Genomic DNA, 22,355 nt, shown 5'->3' with positions numbered 1-22,355 from the left:
TCCTTAGCGTTCCAGCGCCCCGACGCCTGAGAAGCGGAAGGCTTCCTGTTCCAGCGCGTCAAGTTCTTCGGCACTCATCTGATCATGAGCAACCGTGATCCGGCCAAGGAAAACAAAGGGCAGTTCGTCTTGACGTCCTTCCAGATGCGCCTTGATCGCCTCGGCCGTGGCGGCCCCAACGTCATCGCCCATACGCATCGGCGTAGCATCCAGCTCACCCCGGCGGATGGCATCCAGTTCAAGGCCTGTGCCGCCCCAGCCGGTTGAGAACACGTCTTTCTCTTTGCCGACCGCGACCTGAGCCTCAACCGATCCCATCGCCATTGCAGTGTTGGCGTTGTGGATAATTGTAGCCTCGGGATAGGCTTGCAGGATCAGGCTGGTGCCTTCGAACCCGCCTTCACGCTGATACTCGCCGTAGTGTTCGTAAACGGTGTTCCAATTGCCTTTCTCCTCGACGCAGGCCTTGAAATCACCCGAGCGCTGATCGTCCGTGATGCCCGGAATACCCCGGTTCATCGCCATGGTCACATCATTGCCAAGACGCTCCAGCATGTAGTCGCACATGGTCAGTGCGCCCGCAGCCGAACTGAAGTCGAACCACGCATCGGGCTGATTGGTCAGGTCTTTGGGCGGTGTGTGGAAGGCCCAGACAAAGGTCGCAAAGCCGTCATTGCCTGCCATCTTGTCAATATTGTCGGCCTGAATGGCCAGTTCTGACGGCCCGAAGATCACGAAGTCATACAGATCTGCATCCTGAACCACCTGGTTGGCATAGGTCGATTGCAGGCTGTGCTCAATCTGGCGGCTGGCAAACTCGGTCGTCTCGTATTCAATACCCAGCTCTTCCAGACGTTTTGTCATCGCCAGATAATTACGCGCCCAGAAATCGGACGTATCCGCAGACGGATAGATCAGCGCAATCTGCAACGGCGCATCCTGCGTACCGGTGTATTTCACGGCTTCCGCGCCAGTCGTTGCCTGAAGCGCCTCAAGCTTGCCCTCGGCATTCACTTCGCCGGGCACCCAGTAATCTCGGTCGCCGATGCCGGGCAGTTCCTTCAGAGGCAGCTTGGTTTCCGCCATGGCCGAAGCGGCACACAGGCAAAACAGGCTTGTCGTCAGTAGTGCTTTGTTCAATTGTTTCACGGTAAGTCCTCCCTTTCGCGAACATTGTGGGGTCTTGCAGGTGCGCCAGGACTCCTACCTCCGGGCGCACCACTTTGATTGCCTTAGCCGCTTGGCGCAGGCTCGGTTGCCAGTCCCGCCCCAAGGGCCAGCAATAGGATCAGGGCGCCGATCAGCGCTGCAGAGAAGCGGATGAGTTTCTGCGCCTCCTTGCTGCGCAGAGCCGCCATCAGGCCATGCGCCCCGTCCCGGTCTTTCTTTTGCATCCAGGTGTACAGTGCGACCGAGCTGACTATCACCACACCCGAGGCGACGGATTGCCAGAAGAATTCGATCCGCAGGGTCACCAGCGCGTTGATCATCATCGACAGCAACAACACCCCGGCCAAAGATCCAATCATCGAGGCACGCCCGCCGAACAGGGACGTACCGCCGACAACAACCGCAGCGATGACGTGTAGATTGAAATAGGGGGCCGAGGTTGCCTGAATGGCGTTCAGCTTTCCGGTCAGCATGACACCAGCCATGGCTGCTGCAGCGCCCATCAGAACATAGGCATAGATCTTGTGGCGATCGACGGCGACACCGGTCATCTCGCTGGCCTCGGGGTTCGAACCGATAGCAATGGTGTAGCGCCCGAAATAAGTGCGGGTCAGGACCACGTAGCCGATGGCCATTGTAATCAGCCCCAGGACCACCGGGACTGGAATAAAGCCCGGGATCTGACCCCGTCCAATTTCCGTGATCAGGTCCGGGAAACGGGCCAGAACCAGACCTTTGGCAATCACCAGCGCCAGACCGCGATAGACCAGGTCCATCGCCAGTGTGCCGATCAAGTCGGGAACTTTGAACCGGGTAATGACCAGACCATTGATCAGACCCATCAGCGCCCCAAGGACAATTGCCAGAGGAACGGCGACCCAGGCGGGAAACCCGTATTGTTTGACCAAAAACGCCATGAGGATCGCGGACAGCGCCGCGATTGAGCCAATAGATAAGTCGATCCCGCGCTGGGTGATAACGAAAGTCATCGCCATGGCCATCGGCATATAGAGCGCCGCGTCCAGCAGGATCAGGTTCAGGTTGGTCAGACGGAAATATCGCGCGGGTTCAGCAATGCCCATAAAGATGAGGATCGCCAAGATCATTACCATTGGACCAATGAACGCCAGATAGGGCTCTAGCCGGTCCATGATGGTCTTTTGTTCGGGATTTGTGGTGGTTGCGGACATGTCGTTCTCCTTCACGCGGCCGCATCCTGGGCGCCGACAATCAGGCCCAGTACGTCTTGAACGGAACTATCCGCAGTTTTGACAACGCCAACGGCGCGCCCTCGGCGTTGCACATGAACGCGGTCGGCGACCTCGAAGACGTCGTCAAGCGAGTGTGAAATCAGTATTACGGCCAGACCCTGTTCGCGCAGCGCCTTGATCAGTTTCAGCGTCCGCGCGGTTTCTTGCGGACCCAAAGCTGCGGTGGGTTCGTCCATCACCAGCAAGCGAAGGTCTTCGTGATAAACCGCACGCGAAATGGCAACTGCCTGACGCTGACCGCCCGAAAGGCTTTCCGTCATGACATCCATTGACCGCAGCCGGACACCAAGGCGTTCTTCCAAAACCCGCGCGGCCTCGGTCTTCATGCGTTTGTTGTCCAGAAACGGAATGCCGAAAACGTTCTTGGTCAACTCATTGCCAAGAAACATGTTCGCTGCCGGCGACAGATGATCAGCCAACGCCAAAGTCTGATAAACCGCATCAATGCCATTCGCGATTGCGTCAGAGTGGCTGGCCATCTCCAACGGTTTTCCATCCATCAGAATGTGGCCTTCGGTCGGCTGATACACTCCGGTCAAAATCTTGATCAGGGTGGACTTACCTGCCCCGTTATCTCCAACAATAGCAAGCACTTCGCCCGCATATGCGGTCAGATCCACATCCTGCAGCGCCGTCACACCGCCAAAACGTTTGGTTATTCCTTGCATTTGAACCAATGGCTGGTCGCTCATGGTTTCCTCCTCTGCGCAAAGCTCCGCCATGGCGGTCAAAAGACCGCTGAGTTGGCTGTGCGCTGTGTCATTTTTTGAACGAGGCCCCTACCGATTCAGGCAGGGGTCGCCTGTTCGCTTACTTGCCCCAGATCTTTGCGTAAGCTTCGCGGTAGGGGCTGTCGGGATCGAACTGATTGCTGTCGCCAAGTTTTGCCAAACCTTCCTCGGTCACCAACGCAGGCGACGTGACATAGCCCGAGCATGGCTCGCCCTGAATGGCACGGTTCAACTCGTCGACCAATTGCCAGCCCTGCAGGTTCAGCGGCTCGGCCACTGTAATTGTCTGGTAGTTGCCGCTGCGGATACGTTGGAAAGCGGCCTCTGATCCATCACCAGCAGACCCAGCCTGCGGCCCATCTTCGGACGAGATACCCGCCGCCGCCAATGCAGGCCCCATGAAGTCGAAGTATAGATCGTTGATTGCAAGCGCATGGGTCCACTGATCACCATATTTCTGCAACAGGCTGGTGGTCAGCGGCCCCATCCGCGCCGAGGTATCGGCGATGGGCGTGTCGACATATTCAAGCACCGTACCGCCGGCAGCCTCAATGGTTTCCTTGATCCGGTCCGCTTTGTCGATGGCGATCTGATAGGTCGAATCGGTGAAGATGATGGCACCAACACCATCGGCGCCGTCATCCATCGCCCATTCCGCGGCCACCTCAGAGACGGTCATGGCATCGGTCGAGACATTGGCGAAAATTCCTCCGGGTGCGTCACACCCGATCTTGGGACCGGAGTGCCAGGCCACCATCGGAATGCCTGCGTTCACCACGCCTTCCAACGCGGCCTGCTGTTCGATGGCATCGAAGCCGTTGATGATAATCCCGTCAGGTTGCAAAGCCAGTGCCTGGCCAATGGCCCCGGTCCGGCCCTGAATAGAACCCGCACCGTCCAGAACGCGCACGTCCCAGCCAATGGTTCCGACGGCTTCCTCGACGCCATTGGTGACGCCCAGAATACCGCCGTTTTTCAGATCGCCCGCGACGACGACAATGGATTTACCCTCGGCGGCTTTGGGTCCGCTGGTGGGGCCGTCGAACGCCGTCTCGGCGGTCACCGGAAGTCCCAAACCCGTCAGAAGCGCAGCAGCGGATACTGCCATGAAAGTCCGTTTCAGCATAATCTCCTCCCTTATGCCGTTTACTTTTGAGCGCCTTTGCGACGCTGAGCGTAACCGGCAATACCGATTGCAATCAGCAGCGTGACACCGTTGAACATCGGCTCGACCCAGAAGGATCCTCCGAATTGCTGAATGCCCGAGATGCCAACAGCCAGGATCGCGACACCCACGACTGTTCCCCAAACATTCACGCGTCCCGGCTTGATGGTCGTGGACCCAAGAAAGGCCCCAACCAAAGCAGGTAACAGGAATTCAAGACCGACCGAGGCTTGCCCGATCCGCAATTTCGACGCCAGCAGCACTCCGGCAAAAGCCGTGATCAGCCCCGAAGACATGAAAGCGCCGATGACGAATTTCCGGGTCGGAATACCGTTCAGTTGCGCAGCGCGCTGATTGGCCCCAATCGCATAGAGATACCGGCCAATCGGCGTGTATTCCAGGATCAGCCACATCGCGACCGTGATACCCAGCACATAAAACCCCGTGATTGGCAGGCCGAACACGAAGGTGCCGTTGATTGCGTAGAAACTATCCGGCAACGCCCCAACCATCTGACGTCCGCCCGTGTGCCACAGTGCCAGAGCGTACAGCACCGTGCCCGTGCCCAAGGTCGCAATGAAGCTGTCAATTTTGGCCACCTCGACCAGCAGTCCGTTCAGGAACCCGGTTAGCAAACCCAGCGACAGGACGATTGCCACGGCAATCGGCCATGGAATTTCAAACGTGGTTTGTAACGAGATCGCAAGGATATGCCACAGCACGATCCCATATCCCACGGTTAGATCGATACGACCCGCCGCCATTGGGATCATCGCCCCCAGCGACAAAAGCGCGATAATCGCCTTGTCCGAAATAATCGCCCTTAGATTCAAAAGGGTCGGGAACGTGTTTGGCAGCAGGATGGAAAACAGGATGATCAGAAAACCTGTCAGCAAAACCAGGCCATAGACCGGTAGGAACCTGAGGATCCGTGTCTTTAGCGAAACATCTTTCAGCTCGGCCTTGGTTGGTTCCAGCGCATTGGATTCAAGCGATTGCATTCTCGTATTCCTTAACTCGCGACGGCGTTCGAGGCCGAAGCAGCTTGTATCAGGTTTTCAGTGGTCAGTTCGGTTCCGGTCAATTCGCGCACGATCTGACCCTGACTGAAGACAATGGCGCGATGGCAGATGGCTGCAACTTCCTCGAAATCGGTGGAAACGACGATGATGCCGACGCCCTCTTCCATTGCACGGTTCAACAGCGCGTAAATTTCTGCTTTCGCACCAACATCAACCCCCGCGGTTGGATCTTCGCAGATCAACAGCTTGCGTTTGGTTTCCAGCCAGCGTCCGATGACCACCTTTTGCTGGTTTCCGCCCGACAAGCTTTCAATCGCCATACTTTGATCATTGGGAGACAAGGCGACGTCCGCACCGATCCGGGTGGCGCTCTCTGTTTCAGCTTTGTGGCTCATGAACGACAACAGCGACCGCCCGATCGCGGCAGGGTTCAGGAACGTGTTCTCTCGGATGGTCAGTGACATGGCGACGGACTCTTCAGTTCTGTCCCGCGCAACCAACCCGATCCCTGATGCCATCGCTGTTTGCGGCGTGCTCAGGTCAGGCGTTTCACCATGCAGGGTTATCTGGCCGCTAAACCCTTCCGACCCGAACAGCGCGCGCGAGACGTTTTCATGACCCGCCCCGCGCAGCCCAACCAGCCCGACGATTTCATTTGTCTGCAACTGGAAGCTGACGTTGTGCGCTGCTTCCATGTTCAGGCCAGACACCTCAAGCAACGTTGCACCCGGCGGCATGTCTGGTTTCATCACCTGCCGCGTCTTGCGGCCGACGATCATATAAACCAACTCTTCGGGTGTAGTGTGGTCAATGCTGCGCAGTCCGACCATCTCTCCGTCTCGTAGCACGGCAACCCGATCAGCAATCTGAAAAATCTCATCCAGCCGATGCGACACATAGATCATGCCGACGCCTTGTTCCTTCAACGGGCGGAGGGCTTCGAACAGTCGTTCGACCTCGTCCGCAGGTAGGGATGCGGTTGGTTCATCCAGCACCAGATAGTCACAATCTACGGCCAAAGCGCGGGCAATCGCGACCAGAGACTTCTCGGTCCGCGACAAGTCCTGAACCCGCGTGGTCGGATCGAATTCACATCCCACCTTGTCCAGCGCGTCCTGTGCAAAGCTATCCACGGATTTCCAATTGATCAAACCGCCTTTTCGGGAATAGCCCAGAGCAAGCGCAATGTTCTCGGCCACGGTCATCCATTCGATCATGCCGAGATCCTGATGGATAAACGCCACGGACTGACGCTCGCCGAACCCGCCTGGACGATGTTCGTAGGGTTCACCGTTGATCAAAACCCGCCCTTCATCCGCTTTGTGAATTCCGCCGAGGATTTTGATGAGGGTCGATTTCCCGGCTCCGTTTTCTCCCAGTAGGGCAACAATCTCTCCGCGCTCGACATTCAGTGACACGTCGCGCAGCGCATAGGTGCCTCCGAAATGCTTCTTTATCCCGTCAAAGAACAGATTGTTTTGCGCTGTGCCGGGCACGGCTGTCTCCTCCTGGACTTGGGTCACCCTGATGCTCCTCAACATCGTATTGAGTTACCCGTAACGTTACGCTAGCATTCGCACAGACCCGCCCATTGTCAATAAAAAAGAGTTACCCGTAACGTAAATGAGCAGCGACACTGATAAATCAAGTAAAAACAATAAAGTAAGCCTTGCCGAGGTGGCAAAAGCTGCGGGTGTGTCTAAGATGACGGCCAGTCGAGTCCTGCGCGATGAAGGCGGGTTTTCGGAAAAAACGCGCGCGAAGGTTATGGCCGAGGTGGACAGGTTGGGCTACCTACCGAATCGGCTAGCGACGGTTTTTGCGGGCGACAAAAAATCCACTTTTGTCGGGGTCAGCATCCCTGAACTGGGCAACGAAATATTTGCGCAGGTTCTGGAAGGCATCGACCGAAAACTTGGTGCATTTGGCCACCAGACGGTGCTGGGACTGACCGAGCATGAAATCGACCATGAGGAAAAATGGATTGAGACCGTACTGTCCTGGCAACCTGCCGGGCTGATCATTACCGGTCGCTCACATAGCCAGAAAGCGATCCAGATGTTGCGCGGTGCTGGCATTCCTTTGGTCGAAATCTGGGACTTCAATTCCAGCCCTTTGGACATGTGCGTCGGGCTGAACCACTTTGACAGCGGCTATAGCATGGGTCGTTATCTGGCCGGAATGAATTACCAAAAATTCGGCTATGTCGGCACATCTCATGACGTGGCGAACGCGGCAACCGCACGCCTTAACGGCTTCTCTAAAGCCATCGAGGATGCAAACGGCCGACTGGAAAAACAACTGCTCCTAAAAGATACGCCAGGGTTTTACACCGGGTTCTACGGCACCGAGCAGCTGCTTGCCTCGCATCGCGATATCGAAGTCATATTCTATCAGAACGACAACATGGCGATTGGCGGGCTTCACTATGCCCAGAAAATCGGCCTGAGCGTTCCGGAAGATATCGGCATCGCCGGATGGGGCGATTTGCCAATTTCGGCAATACAACCTTATCGGCTGACATCAATCGCAGTTCCCCACCTTAAGATTGGCCAGATCGCAGCCGAGATGGTTCTGGCTCAGATCAACGGTGAACCAGCCAAGTCCACTACGGATGTCGGGTTTCGACTTATTCCAGGGAGCACAGTAAGGAAGTCGAGATCGGCTGAGTAAACACCGAAGCGGTGCGAGGAATGTATGCCAGTAATCGGCCCTCTACTTCCGTTGATCGGCGGGCATCGTCGAGGAGGCGCAGCGAACCAAAGGAAATATTCGCAGCACGCATACTATCAAAGCGAAGGTGTGAGTGAACTGAAGTCTAAGCCCGAACCAGCGGGGCTATGGTGTTGTTCACAGCTTTGAAGGCTCCAACGTGGCATAGTGCCAAGCCTCGCTATTGCCCCTCAAGCCACAGCAAAATTGCGCTCCAGTTCTTTACTGCCTTAGTCAACGCCTGAATCTTTCTTGAGTTAAGAACAAAGTACCCACCGGTAGCAGTAAGAAGCAAAAAGTCAGGCGACCGGAACGCGAACTAAATAGCACTTCGCAGCTGAATGAATCGGTCTTATTGTTCCTAGAAAAGGGGGATTGACGTGAGCAGAGCCGATATTTCGATCCCGGACGGGTCAAACCAGAGCCTTGATATCGCCATCTCAGCTGACGGGACTGCGGAAGTGGGGCGAACCTACAAAATACCTGCCCGATGCGGTATCGCTGTCAGGCTTGCGCGGGGGCAGGTTCTAAACATCGTAAATCCAAGTGGTCATCAGGTCTGTGACTTCTTCGCCTTCGCTGCCGAGAACCTAAACGAACATCTTTCGATGCCTCATCTGCACACTTCGATTGCATCAATCTTTCCAAAGGTTGGCGACGCCCTTGTCAGCAACCAGCGGAGGTCTTTGCTGACTATCGTCGCGGACACTTCGCCAGGCGTGCATGACACAGTTATCGCCTGCTGTGACCACGCGAGGTACCGCGAACTGGAATGTGAAGGGTATCACGACAATTGTGCGGACAACCTGCGCATGGCGCTTATCGCTATCGGGCTGAAAGCGCCGCTCATCCCCGCCCCGTTCAACATCTGGATGAATGTGCCGCTCAACCCGGACGGATCAACCAGTTTTGAAACTCCGGTCGCGCGGGCGGGCGATCGAATATCTTTGCGGGCCGAAGCCGATCTGGTCGCCGTGATGTCGGCCTGCCCTCAGGACATGACGCCTGTAAACGGCGAAGGGGTTGCGCCGGACAAACTGGAATTCTTTGTGTCAGCGGGCTGAACCGACAGCGCAGAAAAACTAGTTCTGAAGACGAGTTGTCAAAGCATAGGCGAGCGCCGTCCGAAATATCGGGTGAAGTATTAGAGCACTTTGTGGCCACACCTCGCGAACGGGGGCCTCGTGCAAAACACAGTATCCTGTGAAACGCGCGATATCTTGAAATCTGTTTCAACGATCATTGTGTTAAGGTGACAGAGATGGTCGAACTTATTGCTCTCTTAAGTATTTATTACAAATGCACGGCTCTTGCTGTCGATGACAAATTGACTCAATCAGAACGCTTTGCATGCAATAACGCCTATCAAGAAGCCAAACGGATATTTGTCCATGATAGTTTGGACAGCGAAGAAACGCGTTTGACAGCGCAGCAGAACATCCTTGCCTACAGACGCTTCAAGAGTTGGGAGTTTGAAAACGCTGATCTGGTTCGTGAGTTGCGAGCCGCGGAATAAGAAGCGACCCAATTGAGGATGAAGGCGTTCCAAAAGACGAACCAAAACACCCGCTACCGTTGCCACAATTCTGTATCGGGGTGGAATTGAGACCAAGCAAACCAAAAGGCTTGGTGGCTGCCAAGGTCTGATCCGTCTTTGCCTACGGCCCTAATCCCGCCGGCCGTAATTTCCAACCGAACGTTTTCGACAACAATCTCGTCTCCGCGTTGCAAAGCCAAAAGCGCGGTGCTTCTTTGAAATGCAACAGGCTTGCCCGAGGCTGTCAAAACACCAATGATATCCTCGTGAACGGGCAAACGCGGGTCGACATCACCGATCGGAAAGATGGGGCCGTTTGCGTCCCGTCCGTTGCGGAAATCGGGATCGCGACCCAGCGCATAGCGCTCAAGCAAAACCGTGGTATCCGGATACTCCGCTTTCCACGTGCCCCAGTCGGTAGTGATGACTGTGGCTTGATCAAGCTGCAAGCCTTTCTCGGCCAAGGGGCCCGTTACGGCGTGACCCAAGAACGTGTCAAACACAGAGTAGGTGTTCAGGTCGTACATCACTTTGTTGGATCGGTTCAGCAACCCCGAAGTCCGCAGAATCGGGCGCTCGATCCCCTCGGGCAAACCGTCGGTAAAATAAGCCTGCGCAGCCCCACACAAAGTGCAGTACGGAATACCGAGATCGCGACCACCCAAAGTGTCGTTTACCATCTCGCGCACTTCCATAATACGACGCGGATAGGCCCGATGTTCCCCATTTATAGAAATGCCAAAAACGACGTCGTCGTCTTGCAACCAAGTTGCGTCTTTGGCACTGCTGGTCTGTGGGTTGTCGGCGGCGGGGATACAATTGCATCCATTGTCAGTCGTGTCATAGAGGCGGTCATCAATAAGCACTCCGCCCCAGGATACCATCCTCCAGTCGATGTCGCCTTCGACAAAGATGCGTTCCCATCCGGGTACGATATTGGTGAAAATCGACCGTTTGTACGAAAGATATTCAGGCGGTGCGGGAATGTCCCACGCAATAAGATGGTCCGTCAAGTCACCCCAGCTGTTATCCAGCCTGATCTCTTTCCCCAAGAGCGCTGAAGCGGCAGTCGTCAGTTCTGTGTTCAACTGTTCTGAGGGCACAAATCGCATCAAATCGCTGATGATCCACGCCAATCGCGGGTCACCAGAAGATGCGATTTCAGCTAGTGCAAGCTTTTGATTTTCATCCCATGTCGACAGAACAACGCTGTCAACGAACGCAACCCGAAGCGCAAATTGCATCGCAGGGCTCAGCGGGTCCGTCGGCAGATCTGGTGGGTGGCCGAACTCTTCTATCACGTATTCAGGCAACTGCTTTGCCGTTTGTGCCTGCAACGGCTCCGAGTAAATAAAAGTCAAAATAAGAAACGACGCTGCAAAAAGAAGGCACCCAAAAGCATGGCTTTTGCGTGTCATCAACAAAGCTTTTTGATCAACCGTCTCCATAACCCCACCCATTGTCTGAGCACATACGCGCCTGAATGTCGTTGTTTCAGCAATACGACCCTGCGTGGCGCCCCGCGAAAGGTTGGACGATCTGCGCACGCAGGCAAAATCACTTTTGCGCCAAGCTTTGTGAACCGAGGCAAGCGGGCCAATCCAAGGCCCCAGCAGAGCCTTCAATACAGCGCGCCAATCTGCCAAACATGATCTCGATCCGATTGCGGCTCTTGTCGTATCGGACGGCAGTGTTGCGCTGTTTGCGACCCGGGACGCTCGCGCCAATCCCTATTTCTTTCACCGTTTCTCTGATCCAATCGGCACGATAGCCGCGGTCACCCAGCACCCATTCGACATTTGACAGACTGCCGATTAATGCTTTCACACCAGTTTTGTCGCTGACCTGACCCGCGAAGACAAATAGTTTCAAAGGGCGTCATTCGCCCTTGTGCATAAACCAATGGCGCACCATGGCTCATCTGTCACAAACCGCATGTCACTTTGCGTTCATGCCACCCTTGGTGCGCCCGATCTAACATGTTCAACGCTCGTTTCGAACGCGATGAATCACGCAGCAAATCGAAGTCAATTGGTCCTGAGCCTAGACAGCCTCGGATGGCAGGCCTCATGGTTTACTGCAGCTCAGAGATAGGAAAGACCATGATCGCGAAGCGAATGGAAAACCTGTACCCAACAAGATACGAAGCAGATATTGGCGTCACCCTTACACCGATCCTGTTAATGCAGGCGCCTCCTGCACTCGATAATGGGCGTCTTGGTCCGCACGTTCTGGCAGCGATCGGCGCCCATGTGGGGGCGACACACGGTGTCCAAACTGGGCGCGCGTGCCCTCAGCCATTTGCGAGACATAAGCTCTGAAGACCATCATGATCGACGAAGTCCACAACTAGCTCGCGGGCGGCTGTCGCGAGCAATGGCGTTTCCAGTCGAATGTGTATCCTGCTCAGACAGTTTCACAACTGTCCGACTTACACGCAAAAAGTCCCTGGTATCTCTCTGCGTCATTGGCGCTACGCTAGGTCTATGACCTGTAAGTCCTGTGCTACTTGCTTATTACCTCTCAGCACAGCGTCAGGCGAAGAGTTTCAAGTTCCCATGCGGTTGAAAGTCCGAGCTTTGAAAGGCGCAACCTGGTTGGAGCAACTATATTGCCTCGGAAGTCAGCATGTTGGTCGGTGAGTGGATTTGGCGCTACAGGTCGTACGGGTAGAACTTCGTCACGCGAGGTTCTGCTCCAAGTCTGGCCATGACCAGTTTGCTATGCTCGCTGCCGTGCACCTAGTGATGAAGCGACCATTGGCGGCTGTATCTATTGCGATGTGTCTTAGTCCCACGGCAGGTTTGGCATTCGCTGATCGACGCAACATATTCGATCAATTCGTTCACCTTTCATGCAGTTCGCTAGCCCCGGCAAAAGATGATCGCACATTTCAGAAGACCCGGTTGCCAGCACGAAACTCTGAGAACATAACGAAACCCGATTTTCTGGCAGCGGTGAAAAAGGCAATCGAACAAATCGGTGTAAAGGCGGATCGCACCTTCGAAATAGGTCGCCGGTGGCCTGTGGATACCCGTGAATTAAGGGAAAAAACCGGGCCAAATGTCCGGCAACTTGTCTGCGTCTTGCAATCTTGGTGTCGCGGCTTAATGCGTGAACGGCCATATTGATGCAAATATGGCCGTTCAATTGATGATTAGTTCGGTTAAGACACCCGCCACAAGGCACAGCGATCAGGAGGATCGCCTGCTTTTGGCAGTCCGCACAAAAAACTATGCGTTGGCCAGGCGGGCGTTCACGTACTCCCAGTTGACGATACCGTCGACGACAGCAGCAACGTATTCTTTGCGGCGATTGCGGTAGTCGACGTAGTAGGCATGTTCCCAAACATCGATACCCAAGAGTGGGACCATGTCGTGCACAAGCGGGTTTTCACCGTTTGGCGTCGACAAAACGACTAGTTTGCCCGAGTTGTCTATGGCCAGCCAGCCCCAACCAGAACCGAATTGTTTACTGGATACATTGACCAACTGCTCGCGGAATTCTTCAAAACTTCCGAAATCACTCTCGATCTTTTTCTGCAGGCTGCCGGGCACGCCGGTGCCGCCCGGAACCAGCATTTTCCAGAATTCGGTGTGGTTCCAGTGCTGGCCTGCATTGTTTAAAACGGTCTGATATGTCCCGCGATCCGCAGCCGCGGTCTTGATGATATCTTCCAGAGACTGGCCCTCAAGACTGGTTCCGGGGATCAGTTTATTCAAGTTGCGGGCATAACCGGCAGCATGTTTGCCGTGGTGCAGCTCCATCGTTTCTGCTCCAATTACAGGCTCCAGCGCACTGTGGCTGTAATCAAGGGACGGGAGTGTGTAGATTTCGGCGGCATTTGCTTTTTTTGCAAAAGCCGGGGCTGCAGCAACCAACAGACCCGAGCCGGCAGATGCAAGAAAACCGCGACGCGTTAGAGACATTTTTCGATCCTTTCCATTGCCTGCCGATTGAGCCGACAGATGTCTCAAAAACACCTGTCTGAGGCTTTTATTCGAAAGAGTTGGTGTACAAATCGCCGCACAGCTCGTTTGGGACAAGGCGATTGCGGATCACGGTAGGCCGTCTACCGCGCGGGTTACTCAGGTTCTACAACCTTACTGCACAGGTCGACCAGAAATTCGAGCGTAGTCTGGACATGTGGATAGGGGGCGATGTCGCTATGGGTCAGAACCCAAAGATCCAGTGATTGCGTTAAAAAGCCAGGCAGGGCTTCAATCAAATCTGGATTGTCCCCGGCCATAAACTTCGGCAGTGCGGCAAACCCCAGTCCGCTTTTGACTGCAGAGAGTTGAGCGTTTACGTTATCTGTTCTGGCCGCAATATTGCACTGATCCGTTATTTTTCGGAACTCGGTTTCCTGGACCGTGTTTCCAAGTGCGCCAGTGGCGACGACCACGTTATGCCCCAGAAATTCGTCCAGCGTATGGATCGGCTCAAGGTCGCACAGGTATTCCCGTGACGAGTAAATACCAAATTTTACTGTCCCAAGCTTTACCGCATTCACTCTGTACGCTTCTGGCTTACCCAGACGAACGGCAATGTCAGCCTCGCGGTTGTGCAAATTTACCTTCTGATTGGACAAAAGGAGGTCGATCTTGATGTTCGGATTCAACGTGTGAAATTCGATCAGTTTGGGCGCCAGCACCGACGCACCGAACCCTTCGGGCGCAGCGACCGACACCCTGCTGCCTTTGAAGTCACGATGCCCGCGCGCCACTTCGCCCATATGGCAAAGTTCCGTTTCGATCCGTTGCGCGATTTTCAGAATATCCTCGCCAATTGGTGTAAGCGCGACGCCCGTTGTCCCGCGATCAAACAGCGGCAGGGACAGCGCTTTTTCCAGGTCTCTCAACTTTCGCCCGACCGTTGCCGGGCTTTCGGACAATTGCGACGAGGCGCCTGCGATGCTTCCTGAACTCGCGACCGAAACGAGGAAGCGCAACAAGTCCCAGTCCTGTACCGGAATCTTTTCTAATGCGTCTGTCGCCGCGTTGTTGCTCATCTGTCCACACCCTTGTTCTTTACTTACTTTTTCACAATTCAACAGAAAAAAAACCGTCTTCAACTTTACTTGTTGTTTCGTGATTGGAAAAAAATTTCACAATTTTTTCTAAGACTTAACGTTTTATCCGAGGTCCCTTCTCAATTGATGATCCACCCTTCATTTTTGAATGGTTGAGACGAGTTTTCCCAAGCTCAGGTAACGCCGCGTGAGCGCATCAGCGTTTGCTTATTAGCTTGGAGTGTAAAATGAACCCTGATGAAATAATGAGCCCGATTATCGAGGGCGACGAGAACGACAATATGCTGATGGGAACGCCCGAAGACGACATTATCAACGGTCTGGGCGGCGATGATCAGATTGAAGGCCTCGGAGGCAACGACGTTCTGACTGGCGGTTTGGGCAATGACATGTTGGATGGTGGCGAAGGTATCGACACCGCAGCCTTCAATGACATTGACGTGCCCGTCGACGTTGATCTGGTCGCAGGTGAAGCAACGCGTGAGACAGGTTTCTCGGTTTCGATCGTAGATCAGCCTTTCGTAAACTTTGGTGATCCTGAAGACAGCCTGGTTGACGAAGCGCTGGCCGGAAATCTGTACTACAACATCCACACAGCCGATTTCCCCGGCGGTGAGATCCGTGGTCAGTTGGTGGTTGACGAAAACAACCTGGATCAGGACGGCAACGGTACGTTGACTCTGACCGCAGTACTGGATGCTGCACAAGAGCCCGGCCCGCTGTCGGATTCGTTGGCAACAGGTACAGCCAGCGTCACTGTCACTGTTGTTGACGGTGTCGCAACCTACTCGTCCGAACTGTCGGTAACCGGCCTGGCCGTATCCGACCTGCTGACCCCGATCCCAGGCGTGGTTTCGGCGATCCACCTGCACAACGCACCCGCCGGCCAGAACGGCCCGGTTGTGCGCGACTCGCTGGTTGATGCCGGTGGCGAACTGGCAAGCGCCGAAGAGGTTTCGGAAAACCCGTCGGGTGTTCTGAATGTCGAAGAAGTGACCACTCCGGATTCGGAAACTGACACTCTGACCAGCATCGAAAACATCATCGGTTCGGATGACCCTGACAACCTGATCGGTGACGAGAATGACAACGTTCTGACCGGCGGTCTGGGCGATGACACGCTGGATGGCGGCGAAGGCATCGATACTGCAGCCTTCAATGACATCGATGTTCCTGTCGAAGTTGATCTGGGTGCAGGCACAGCAACACGTGAGACAGGGTTTTCGGTTTCGATCGAGGATGCACCTTTCGTGAACTTCGGTGATCCTGAGGACAGCCTGGTCGACGAAGCGCTGGCTGGAAACCTGTACTACAACATCCACACCGAGGATTTCCCCGGTGGTGAGATCCGTGGTCAGTTGCTTGTTTCTCAAAACAACTTGGACCCTGAAGGGAACGGCACACTGGTTCTGACCGCACGATTGGACGCAGCTCAAGAGCCCGGCCCGTTGTCGGATTCAGAAGCAACCGGCTTGGCGACCGTGACCGTTACTGTTGAAAACGGTGTCGCAACCTACTCGTCCGAACTGTCGGTAACCGGTCTGGCCGTATCCGACTTGCTGACCCCGATCCCAGGCGTGGTTTCGGCGATCCACCTGCATAACGCGCCCGCCGGTCAGAATGGCCCGGTTGTGCGCGACTCGCTGGTTGACGCTGGTGGCATCCTGGCAAGTGCCGACGAAGTCTCCGAGAACCCCTCGGGCGTGACCAACATCGAAGAAGTGACCTTTGCTGTATCTGAAACCGATAGTCTGAACAGCATCGAAAACGTCATCGGATCGAATGACGGTGACGTACTGATCGGTGACGCGAACGACAACGTGTTGAACGGCCTGGACGGCGACGATGTTCTGAGCGGTCTGGGTGGCAACGATACTCTTAACGGCGGTGCAGGGGATGACACTCTGATCGGTGGCGGCGGTACCGATATCATCGATGGCGGCGAAGGCTTCGACACCAACGACTTTTCGAACATCAACGTGGGCGCCGCAGATCCGACGATCGCAGGTGTTCGTGTCACGCTGGCTGCTGATGGCAGCGGTACGGCCGAATACAATGGCGGTGGCGGAAATGGTCCTCTGATCCAAGAAACCTTTACCAGCATCGAAAACATCACCGGTTCGTCCAACGATGACGAGATTGTTGCGACAGGTGCTGCTCCGAACACCATCGACGGTGGTGCGGGTGATGATTTCATCGCTGGTGGCGGGGGTCTGGATGACCTGAGCGGTGGCGAAGGTATCGACACCAACAGCTTCCAGGGCATCGGTGCCGAAGTGATTGCGGATCTGGCAACAGGAAGCGCATCTTACGCGCCAAATGAAAACGTCACGATCTTCGAGACCTTCGACGGGTTCGAAAACCTGGATGGGTCTGCCAATGACGACCAGCTGTTTGGTGACAGTGGCGCCAACACCCTGACCGGCAATATCGGCAATGACCTGCTGGTTGGCCGTGGTGGCAACGACATTCTGGAAGGCGGCGAAGGCAATGACGTCCTGCAAGGCGGCGGCGGTAACGACATCACCGATGGTGGTGAAGGAATCGACACTGCTGATTTCCAAGACATCGGGTCTTCGGTCACAGCTAACCTGGCGAACGGTACTGCGACCTATGCAGCGCCGAACGGCAATGCGGTTGCGGACCAGCTGATCAGCATCGAAAACCTGACCGGGTCGGTCAACGACGACTTCCTGACTGGTGACGATGGTGACAACCTGTTGGCAGGCGCTGCTGGTGACGACGTCATTAACGGCGGTGCCGGCAACGATATCATCCGCGGCGATGCTGTCGGTGAAGGCGAAGCTATCACGGTGTCGGTGACCAACACACTGGGTGAAGGCGGAACCTTCCTGACACCCGTCTGGTTCGGTTTCCACGATGGCGCCAACTTTGATCTGTTCACAGTTGGTGAAGAAGCCAGCCTGGGTCTGGAACGTCTGGCCGAAGACGGCAGCGTCGAAGGTATCGCGGCTGAATTCAACCAGCAGGTTGGTGACAACGGTGTTGATGCGACAATTATCGGCGGCATCGGTGCTCCGGGACCGATTGATCCGGGTGAAACGGCCAGCTTCACGCTGAACGTCAATCCTGATCAGGTTGGGCAAGGTTTCTTTACTTGGGCAACCATGATCATCCCTTCCAACGACGCCTTCCTTGCCGTACCGGATGACGCGCTGGCTGATCCCATCTTTGACGAAGAAGGCAACTTCATTGGCCCGATTGTCATCGAACGCTTTGGCAACGATGTTCTGGATGCGGGAACCGAGGTCAACAATGAAGAAGGTGCAGCCTTCCTCAACCAGACCGCGCGCGATCAGGGTACTGCCGAGAACGGCGTCGTGGGTGCGCACCCGGGCTTCAACGGCTCGGAAGGCAATCCGGATGGTGAGCCTGTCAACATTCTGGGTGGAACAACCGCTGCCAACACGATTGTTGACCCGATCGAAGGGGACTTCACCCGCAACAATGGTGAAGAGCAGCTTCTGCGGATCGTGATCGACATTGCAGAAGGTGGCAATGACGAACTGTTCGGTGGTGCCGGCGACGACATCATCGATGGTGGCCGTGGCGACGACATCCTTGATGGTGGTGCCGACAACGATACCCTGATCGGTGGGTCTGGCCGCGACACGTTCACGTTCCGTCGTGGAACGGGCTTCGACGTCGTGGCGGACTTCTCGGCCAGCATCGAAGACGGTGACTTCCTGGATGTGTCAGACTTCGGTGTCACGCAGCTCGAAGAGCTCAGCATCACAGCCGATGGTGAGAACACCGTAATCGACCTGGGCAATGGTGATCAGATCACTCTCGAAGGGGTTAGCCCCGATGAGCTGGTGGCCGAGAACTTTATCTTCGCTGAAGAAGAAGTTGTCGCTCCGACCAATGGTGATGACGATCTGGTTGGCGGCGTTGGTGACGACGAGATCGAAGCTGGCAACGGCGACGATATCGTTGAGGCCGGTGCAGGCAACGACGTGGTCGACGGTGGCAATGGCGATGATGATCTGGATGGCGAAGCCGGAAACGATCAACTCATCGGCAGCAACGGCGACGATGATCTGGTCGGTGGTCTGGGTGACGACAACCTGGATGGCGGCAACGGTGATGACCTGCTGGAGGGCGGCGATGGTGCCGACACTCTGGACGGTGGTCGCGGTGACGACATCCTGGACGGCGGCCTGGGCAACGACATGATCGAAGGTGGTCGTGGCAATGACGTCATTGATGGCGGCGAAGGTGATGACGACATTTGCGGTGGTACCGGTGATGACATCATCAACGGTGGTGCTGGCAATGACCGTCTGGAAGGGAACCGCGGTGCGGATACCTTTGTCTTCGAAGCTGGCTTTGGCGACGATGTCATCGCTGACTTTGAAGCCTTTGCCAACGGCGACACACTGGACCTGACCTCGGCAGCGTTCGACCTCGACGACTTCGAGGATCTGGCCGCAGTCGCGTCGCAGGACGGTGATGACGTTGTCATCGACCTGGGTGCCGAAGGCAGCATCACTCTGCTGGGTACTCAGCTTGCCGACCTGAACGAAGACAACGTTCTGGTTTAACCCAAACACGGCGGCGGCCCAGACGGTCGCCGCCGTTCCATTCCTTTATGTCAGAAAGAGGGCCACCATGTCCCATAGTCCCCTCAAACGTACCGAGCTTGAGCAAGCGTTCCGTGCTGCTCGCCCGGGTCTTTTTGCCACCGGTGTCATCAGCATGGTGATCAACCTGACGATGCTGACCGGTCCTTTGTTCATGATTCTGGTTTATGACCGGGCATTGCCCAGCCAGAGCTACCAGACCTTGCTGGGTCTGAGCGTGCTGATGCTGGGGCTGTATTCTGTGTTTGGCCTGCTGTCCCTGGTGCGGTCCCGCATTCTGGTGCGTATCGGCAACCGGCTTGGCAACACGTTGGAAAAACGCGTTTTCGAGGCGCAAATTGAACGCTCGGTCAAGGAAGGCGGCGCCAAGGGGCGCGATGCCGTGGGCGACTTGGGCACGTTGCGCGACTTTATGGGCGGCTCGACCCCAGCGGTTATTTTTGATGCCCCCTGGACCCCGATCTATCTTGGCTTTGCCTATCTGCTGCATCCTTGGCTGGGCTATGCCGGTCTTGCCGGTGTGGTGTTTTTGCTGGCGGTGGCCATGCTCAACAACGTGCTGACGCAGCGCGGCGTAGCACGTGCCAACCAGTTTCAGGTTCGCAGCAATCGCGTTCTGAACGACGTCAGCCGCAACCATGAAGTCGCCCACGCGATGCGGATGCGCGACGATCTGTATGACCACTGGCACGGTCTGAACGGACAGGCACAAGTGAAACAGAGCCAGATCAGCGACATGGCGTCGACACTGTCATCCATCTCGCGGACCGTACGCTTGATTTTGCAATCCGCCGTTCTGGGTTTGGGTGCCTATCTTGCCATTTCGGGTGATCTGAGTGCCGGTTCGATCATTGCGGCCTCGGTTCTGGTTGGGCGCGCGCTTGCTCCTGCCGAACAGGCGATCGGTAGCTGGCGGCAATATGTTCTGGCCAGCGCTGCCCGCAAGCGTCTCAACAGCTTGCTGGAAGACTATCCTCCTGCCAGCCCATCGGTTCAACTGCCGCAACCGCGCGGTGTTCTCGAGCTGAAAAACGTCTTTGCGACCACCCCGAACGGCGGTGCAACGGTACTGCGAAACGTCTCCCTGTCGCTGGACCCTGGTGAGGTGCTTGCGGTTATCGGCCCCAGTGGATCGGGTAAATCCACGCTGGCCCGTGTGATCGTCGGTACGTTGGAACCCAGTCGGGGCAGCGTGCGGCTTGACGGCGCGGACATGAGCTATTGGAACGCCCTGCAACTGCGCGACTCTGTCGGCTACATGCCGCAGACGGTCGAGCTGTTCGACGGTACGGTCCGCGAGAACATTGCCCGTTTCCAAGCCGATGCCAGCGACGCCGATGTTGTCGCAGCGGCCCAAGCGGCAAATGCGCATGACCTGATCCTGAAGCTGCCCGATGCCTATGACACGTCTCTGGGCGAAAGCGGTAGCGCGCTGTCGGGTGGCGAGCGTCAACGGATCGGTTTGGCCCGTGTTCTTTACAAGAATCCGTCCCTGATCGTGCTGGACGAGCCGAACTCGAACCTGGATGCGGCTGGTACGGCGGCTTTGTCGATGACGATTGATCGTCTCAAAAGCGAAGGACGAACCGTTGTCATGATCGCGCATCGTCTTGGTGCCTTGAATCAGGCGGACAAGGTTCTGGTAATGGATGGCGGCAGGGTCTCGGCCTATGGCCCGCGGGACGAAATCCTTCGGACCTACTCGGAAAACCGCAACAAGAAAGCCAGCGCAGACGCAGAGACTGCTGCGCCAAAACGTGAGGGTAAGACCAATGCGTAACGCAAAGACAGCTCCGGCAGACGGAATTGGAAAGTGGGTTCTGCTTGGAACCGCGATTATGGGTCTGATGGTAGGCGGGCTAGGTTATTGGTCCGTTGCGACCCGCATCGACGGCGCGATCGTTGCCCCCGGCATGGTGGCGCTTGAGACGGATCGCCAGACGGTCCAGCACCTTGAAGGTGGCATTATTTATGAGATCCACGTCTCGGAAGATGATGCCGTGAAACAGGGGCAGGTTCTTGTCAGCTTGGACACGACGCGCGAACAGGCGGAACTGAATGCGCTGAGCAGCCAGATTGCAACTCTGACCGTTCGCAAGGCGCGGTTGCAAGCTGAATTGGCCAACCTGGACTTCCTGTCTTTCGCCTCGGAATTTGATCACAGCGAAGATATTCGCGAGATTTTCGAAAGCGAAGCGCAGCTTTTTGAAAGCCGTGCGATGGCAAAAGCTGCCAATATCGCTCAGCTTGAAACCCAGAAGGACGCGCTGTTGGCTCAGGTGGCAGGCCTGCGCAGCCAGATCAAATCGCAGGAAGCCAACCAGAGACTGACCCAGGAAGAGCTTGAGACTGTTTCGGTCTTGAACGACAAAGGTCTTGCAAACGTGACACGACTGCTTCAGGTGCGCCGCGCTGCGTTGGATATCGAAGCAAGCTTGTCCACGAACACAGCTCAGATCGACAGTGTGCAGGCCCAGATCGCCGAGGTCGAAAGCGCACTGATCAGCAATGCGGCCACATCCCGTGAAGCAGTCTCGACCGAACTATCCGACGTATCTCAGCGGTTGCGCGAAGTCTTGGAACGTAAGACAACAGCTCAGGACCGAATTGCTCGCAGCCAGATATTGGCGCCGCTGGACGGTCGGGTTCTGAACCTTGGATTCCACACCAAAGGTGGCGTTGTCGCGCCCGGGCAGGCGATTATGGATATCGTTCCGGTCGCCGAGCAGCCCATTCTTATGGCGAATATTCCCGTCACCGAAATTGACAGGGTCGTTCCCGGTCAAGACGCGCGGGTTCGTCTGACCGCGTTCAATTTCAACCAGACCCCAGAGTTGAATGGGTCAGTGAAATGGGTGTCGGCTGACACGTTGTCAGACCCTGCGACAGGCGCTGTTTACTATAGTGCCGAGGTAGAGATTCAATCCGAGGAATTTGCCAAGATCGAGGACAACGAGTTGGTTCCCGGTATGCCGGTGGAAGTACTGGTTTCAACCGGGGAACGACTGGTCATCTCATATCTGTCGCGGCCCATTCGGGATGCCATGTCCAAGACGTTCCGGGACGAATGAAACGGTAATTCCGCCCGAGAGGGCGGAATTTGTTTAGCAG

Annotated in this window: 16 protein-coding genes and 1 pseudogene; 7 read left to right on the top strand and 10 right to left on the bottom strand. The window is 55.8% G+C overall.

Going from position 1 to position 22,355, the window contains the following annotated elements; genetic code table 11:
* Nucleotides 1-3 precede the first annotated feature (3 nt).
* The 6 genes from GOV80_RS05965 to GOV80_RS05940 form a co-directional block, all read right to left on the bottom strand.
* Nucleotides 4-1,149, bottom strand: coding sequence for a substrate-binding domain-containing protein (locus GOV80_RS05965; protein ID WP_331252101.1), 1,146 nt, complete (start codon nucleotides 1,147-1,149; stop codon nucleotides 4-6).
* 83 nt (nucleotides 1,150-1,232) lie between these two features.
* Nucleotides 1,233-2,360, bottom strand: a complete 1,128-nt coding sequence (locus tag GOV80_RS05960) for an ABC transporter permease (protein ID WP_170783242.1) — start codon at nucleotides 2,358-2,360, stop codon at nucleotides 1,233-1,235.
* A gap of 11 nt (nucleotides 2,361-2,371) precedes the next feature.
* Nucleotides 2,372-3,133 carry an ATP-binding cassette domain-containing protein gene (locus GOV80_RS05955; RefSeq protein WP_170783241.1) on the bottom strand — a complete coding sequence of 254 codons (762 nt, stop codon included), beginning with the start codon at nucleotides 3,131-3,133 and terminating at the stop codon, nucleotides 2,372-2,374.
* 118 nt (nucleotides 3,134-3,251) lie between these two features.
* Nucleotides 3,252-4,298 (bottom strand): substrate-binding domain-containing protein, encoded by a 1,047-nt coding sequence (locus GOV80_RS05950; RefSeq protein ID WP_170771789.1) that lies wholly within the window; start codon nucleotides 4,296-4,298, stop codon nucleotides 3,252-3,254.
* 20 nt (nucleotides 4,299-4,318) lie between these two features.
* Complete coding sequence (locus tag GOV80_RS05945; RefSeq protein WP_170783240.1) at nucleotides 4,319-5,338, bottom strand: ABC transporter permease; 1,020 nt, start codon at nucleotides 5,336-5,338, stop codon at nucleotides 4,319-4,321.
* Between the two features lie 11 nt (nucleotides 5,339-5,349).
* Nucleotides 5,350-6,882, bottom strand: a complete 1,533-nt coding sequence (locus GOV80_RS05940) for a sugar ABC transporter ATP-binding protein (protein ID WP_336510126.1) — start codon at nucleotides 6,880-6,882, stop codon at nucleotides 5,350-5,352.
* Nucleotides 6,883-6,982: 100 nt separating this feature from the next.
* On the opposite strand from GOV80_RS05940, the gene GOV80_RS05935 reads away from it, so the two are divergent.
* The 3 genes from GOV80_RS05935 (at nucleotide 6,983) to GOV80_RS05925 (ending at nucleotide 9,587) form a co-directional block, all read left to right on the top strand.
* Nucleotides 6,983-8,032, top strand: coding sequence for a LacI family DNA-binding transcriptional regulator (locus GOV80_RS05935; protein WP_170783239.1), 1,050 nt, complete (start codon nucleotides 6,983-6,985; stop codon nucleotides 8,030-8,032).
* Between the two features lie 419 nt (nucleotides 8,033-8,451).
* Nucleotides 8,452-9,135 (top strand): urea carboxylase-associated family protein, encoded by a 684-nt coding sequence (locus tag GOV80_RS05930; RefSeq protein ID WP_336510125.1) that lies wholly within the window; start codon nucleotides 8,452-8,454, stop codon nucleotides 9,133-9,135.
* Between the two features lie 197 nt (nucleotides 9,136-9,332).
* Nucleotides 9,333-9,587, top strand: a complete 255-nt coding sequence (locus GOV80_RS05925; RefSeq protein WP_170771785.1) for a hypothetical protein — start codon at nucleotides 9,333-9,335, stop codon at nucleotides 9,585-9,587.
* Nucleotides 9,588-9,640: 53 nt separating this feature from the next.
* Here the strand turns inward: GOV80_RS05925 and GOV80_RS05920 are convergent, their stop codons facing one another.
* Together GOV80_RS05920 and GOV80_RS05915 are read right to left on the bottom strand one after the other, a co-directional pair.
* Nucleotides 9,641-10,852, bottom strand: coding sequence for a DUF3179 domain-containing (seleno)protein (locus GOV80_RS05920; RefSeq protein ID WP_237215669.1), 1,212 nt, complete (start codon nucleotides 10,850-10,852; stop codon nucleotides 9,641-9,643).
* A 391-nt stretch (nucleotides 10,853-11,243) separates the two neighbouring features.
* Nucleotides 11,244-11,486: pseudogene (locus tag GOV80_RS05915) on the bottom strand (transposase); the annotation flags it as partial.
* Between the two features lie 101 nt (nucleotides 11,487-11,587).
* On the opposite strand from GOV80_RS05915, the gene GOV80_RS22725 reads away from it, so the two are divergent.
* Nucleotides 11,588-11,929: a TniB family NTP-binding protein gene (locus GOV80_RS22725; protein WP_419555618.1), complete on the top strand. Its 342-nt coding sequence runs from the start codon at nucleotides 11,588-11,590 to the stop codon at nucleotides 11,927-11,929.
* Between the two features lie 912 nt (nucleotides 11,930-12,841).
* On the opposite strand, the gene GOV80_RS05905 is transcribed toward GOV80_RS22725, so the two are convergent.
* Nucleotides 12,842-13,537 (bottom strand): superoxide dismutase, encoded by a 696-nt coding sequence (locus GOV80_RS05905; protein ID WP_170783235.1) that lies wholly within the window; start codon nucleotides 13,535-13,537, stop codon nucleotides 12,842-12,844.
* 155 nt (nucleotides 13,538-13,692) lie between these two features.
* A complete protein-coding gene (locus GOV80_RS05900; protein WP_170783234.1) occupies nucleotides 13,693-14,619 on the bottom strand; it encodes a LysR family transcriptional regulator in 927 nt (308 codons plus the stop codon).
* A 266-nt stretch (nucleotides 14,620-14,885) separates the two neighbouring features.
* Between GOV80_RS05900 and GOV80_RS22520 the strand changes: the two genes are divergently transcribed.
* From GOV80_RS22520 to GOV80_RS05885, 3 genes are all read left to right on the top strand, one after another.
* Nucleotides 14,886-19,205: a CHRD domain-containing protein gene (locus GOV80_RS22520; protein ID WP_214647963.1), complete on the top strand. Its 4,320-nt coding sequence runs from the start codon at nucleotides 14,886-14,888 to the stop codon at nucleotides 19,203-19,205.
* A gap of 67 nt (nucleotides 19,206-19,272) precedes the next feature.
* Nucleotides 19,273-21,024 (top strand): type I secretion system permease/ATPase, encoded by a 1,752-nt coding sequence (locus GOV80_RS05890; protein ID WP_170783232.1) that lies wholly within the window; start codon nucleotides 19,273-19,275, stop codon nucleotides 21,022-21,024.
* Nucleotides 21,017-22,315 (top strand): HlyD family type I secretion periplasmic adaptor subunit, encoded by a 1,299-nt coding sequence (locus GOV80_RS05885; RefSeq protein ID WP_170783231.1) that lies wholly within the window; start codon nucleotides 21,017-21,019, stop codon nucleotides 22,313-22,315. The genes GOV80_RS05890 and GOV80_RS05885 overlap by 8 nt, the downstream gene beginning before the upstream one ends.
* Nucleotides 22,316-22,355 lie beyond the last annotated feature (40 nt).

Origin of the sequence: Ruegeria lacuscaerulensis (genome assembly GCF_013034685.1) — a bacterium.
Classification (GTDB): Bacteria; Pseudomonadota; Alphaproteobacteria; order Rhodobacterales; family Rhodobacteraceae; genus Ruegeria; species Ruegeria lacuscaerulensis_B.
Note: the sequence above shows the minus strand (reverse complement) of the source record. Positions and strands in the feature narration are given on the sequence as shown.

Coding starts and splice junctions, on each gene's coding strand:
- GOV80_RS05960 (WP_170783242.1), bottom strand. CDS start 2,360: ATGTCCGCAACCACCACAAATCCCGAACAAAAGACCATCATGGACCGG.
- GOV80_RS05955 (WP_170783241.1), bottom strand. CDS start 3,133: ATGAGCGACCAGCCATTGGTTCAAATGCAAGGAATAACCAAACGTTTT.
- GOV80_RS05950 (WP_170771789.1), bottom strand. CDS start 4,298: ATGCTGAAACGGACTTTCATGGCAGTATCCGCTGCTGCGCTTCTGACG.
- GOV80_RS05945 (WP_170783240.1), bottom strand. CDS start 5,338: ATGCAATCGCTTGAATCCAATGCGCTGGAACCAACCAAGGCCGAGCTG.
- GOV80_RS05935 (WP_170783239.1), top strand. CDS start 6,983: ATGAGCAGCGACACTGATAAATCAAGTAAAAACAATAAAGTAAGCCTT.
- GOV80_RS05925 (WP_170771785.1), top strand. CDS start 9,333: ATGGTCGAACTTATTGCTCTCTTAAGTATTTATTACAAATGCACGGCT.
- GOV80_RS05920 (WP_237215669.1), bottom strand. CDS start 10,852: ATGCAATTTGCGCTTCGGGTTGCGTTCGTTGACAGCGTTGTTCTGTCG.
- GOV80_RS22725 (WP_419555618.1), top strand. CDS start 11,588: ATGTTCAACGCTCGTTTCGAACGCGATGAATCACGCAGCAAATCGAAG.
- GOV80_RS05905 (WP_170783235.1), bottom strand. CDS start 13,537: ATGTCTCTAACGCGTCGCGGTTTTCTTGCATCTGCCGGCTCGGGTCTG.
- GOV80_RS05900 (WP_170783234.1), bottom strand. CDS start 14,619: ATGAGCAACAACGCGGCGACAGACGCATTAGAAAAGATTCCGGTACAG.
- GOV80_RS22520 (WP_214647963.1), top strand. CDS start 14,886: ATGAGCCCGATTATCGAGGGCGACGAGAACGACAATATGCTGATGGGA.
- GOV80_RS05890 (WP_170783232.1), top strand. CDS start 19,273: ATGTCCCATAGTCCCCTCAAACGTACCGAGCTTGAGCAAGCGTTCCGT.
- GOV80_RS05885 (WP_170783231.1), top strand. CDS start 21,017: ATGCGTAACGCAAAGACAGCTCCGGCAGACGGAATTGGAAAGTGGGTT.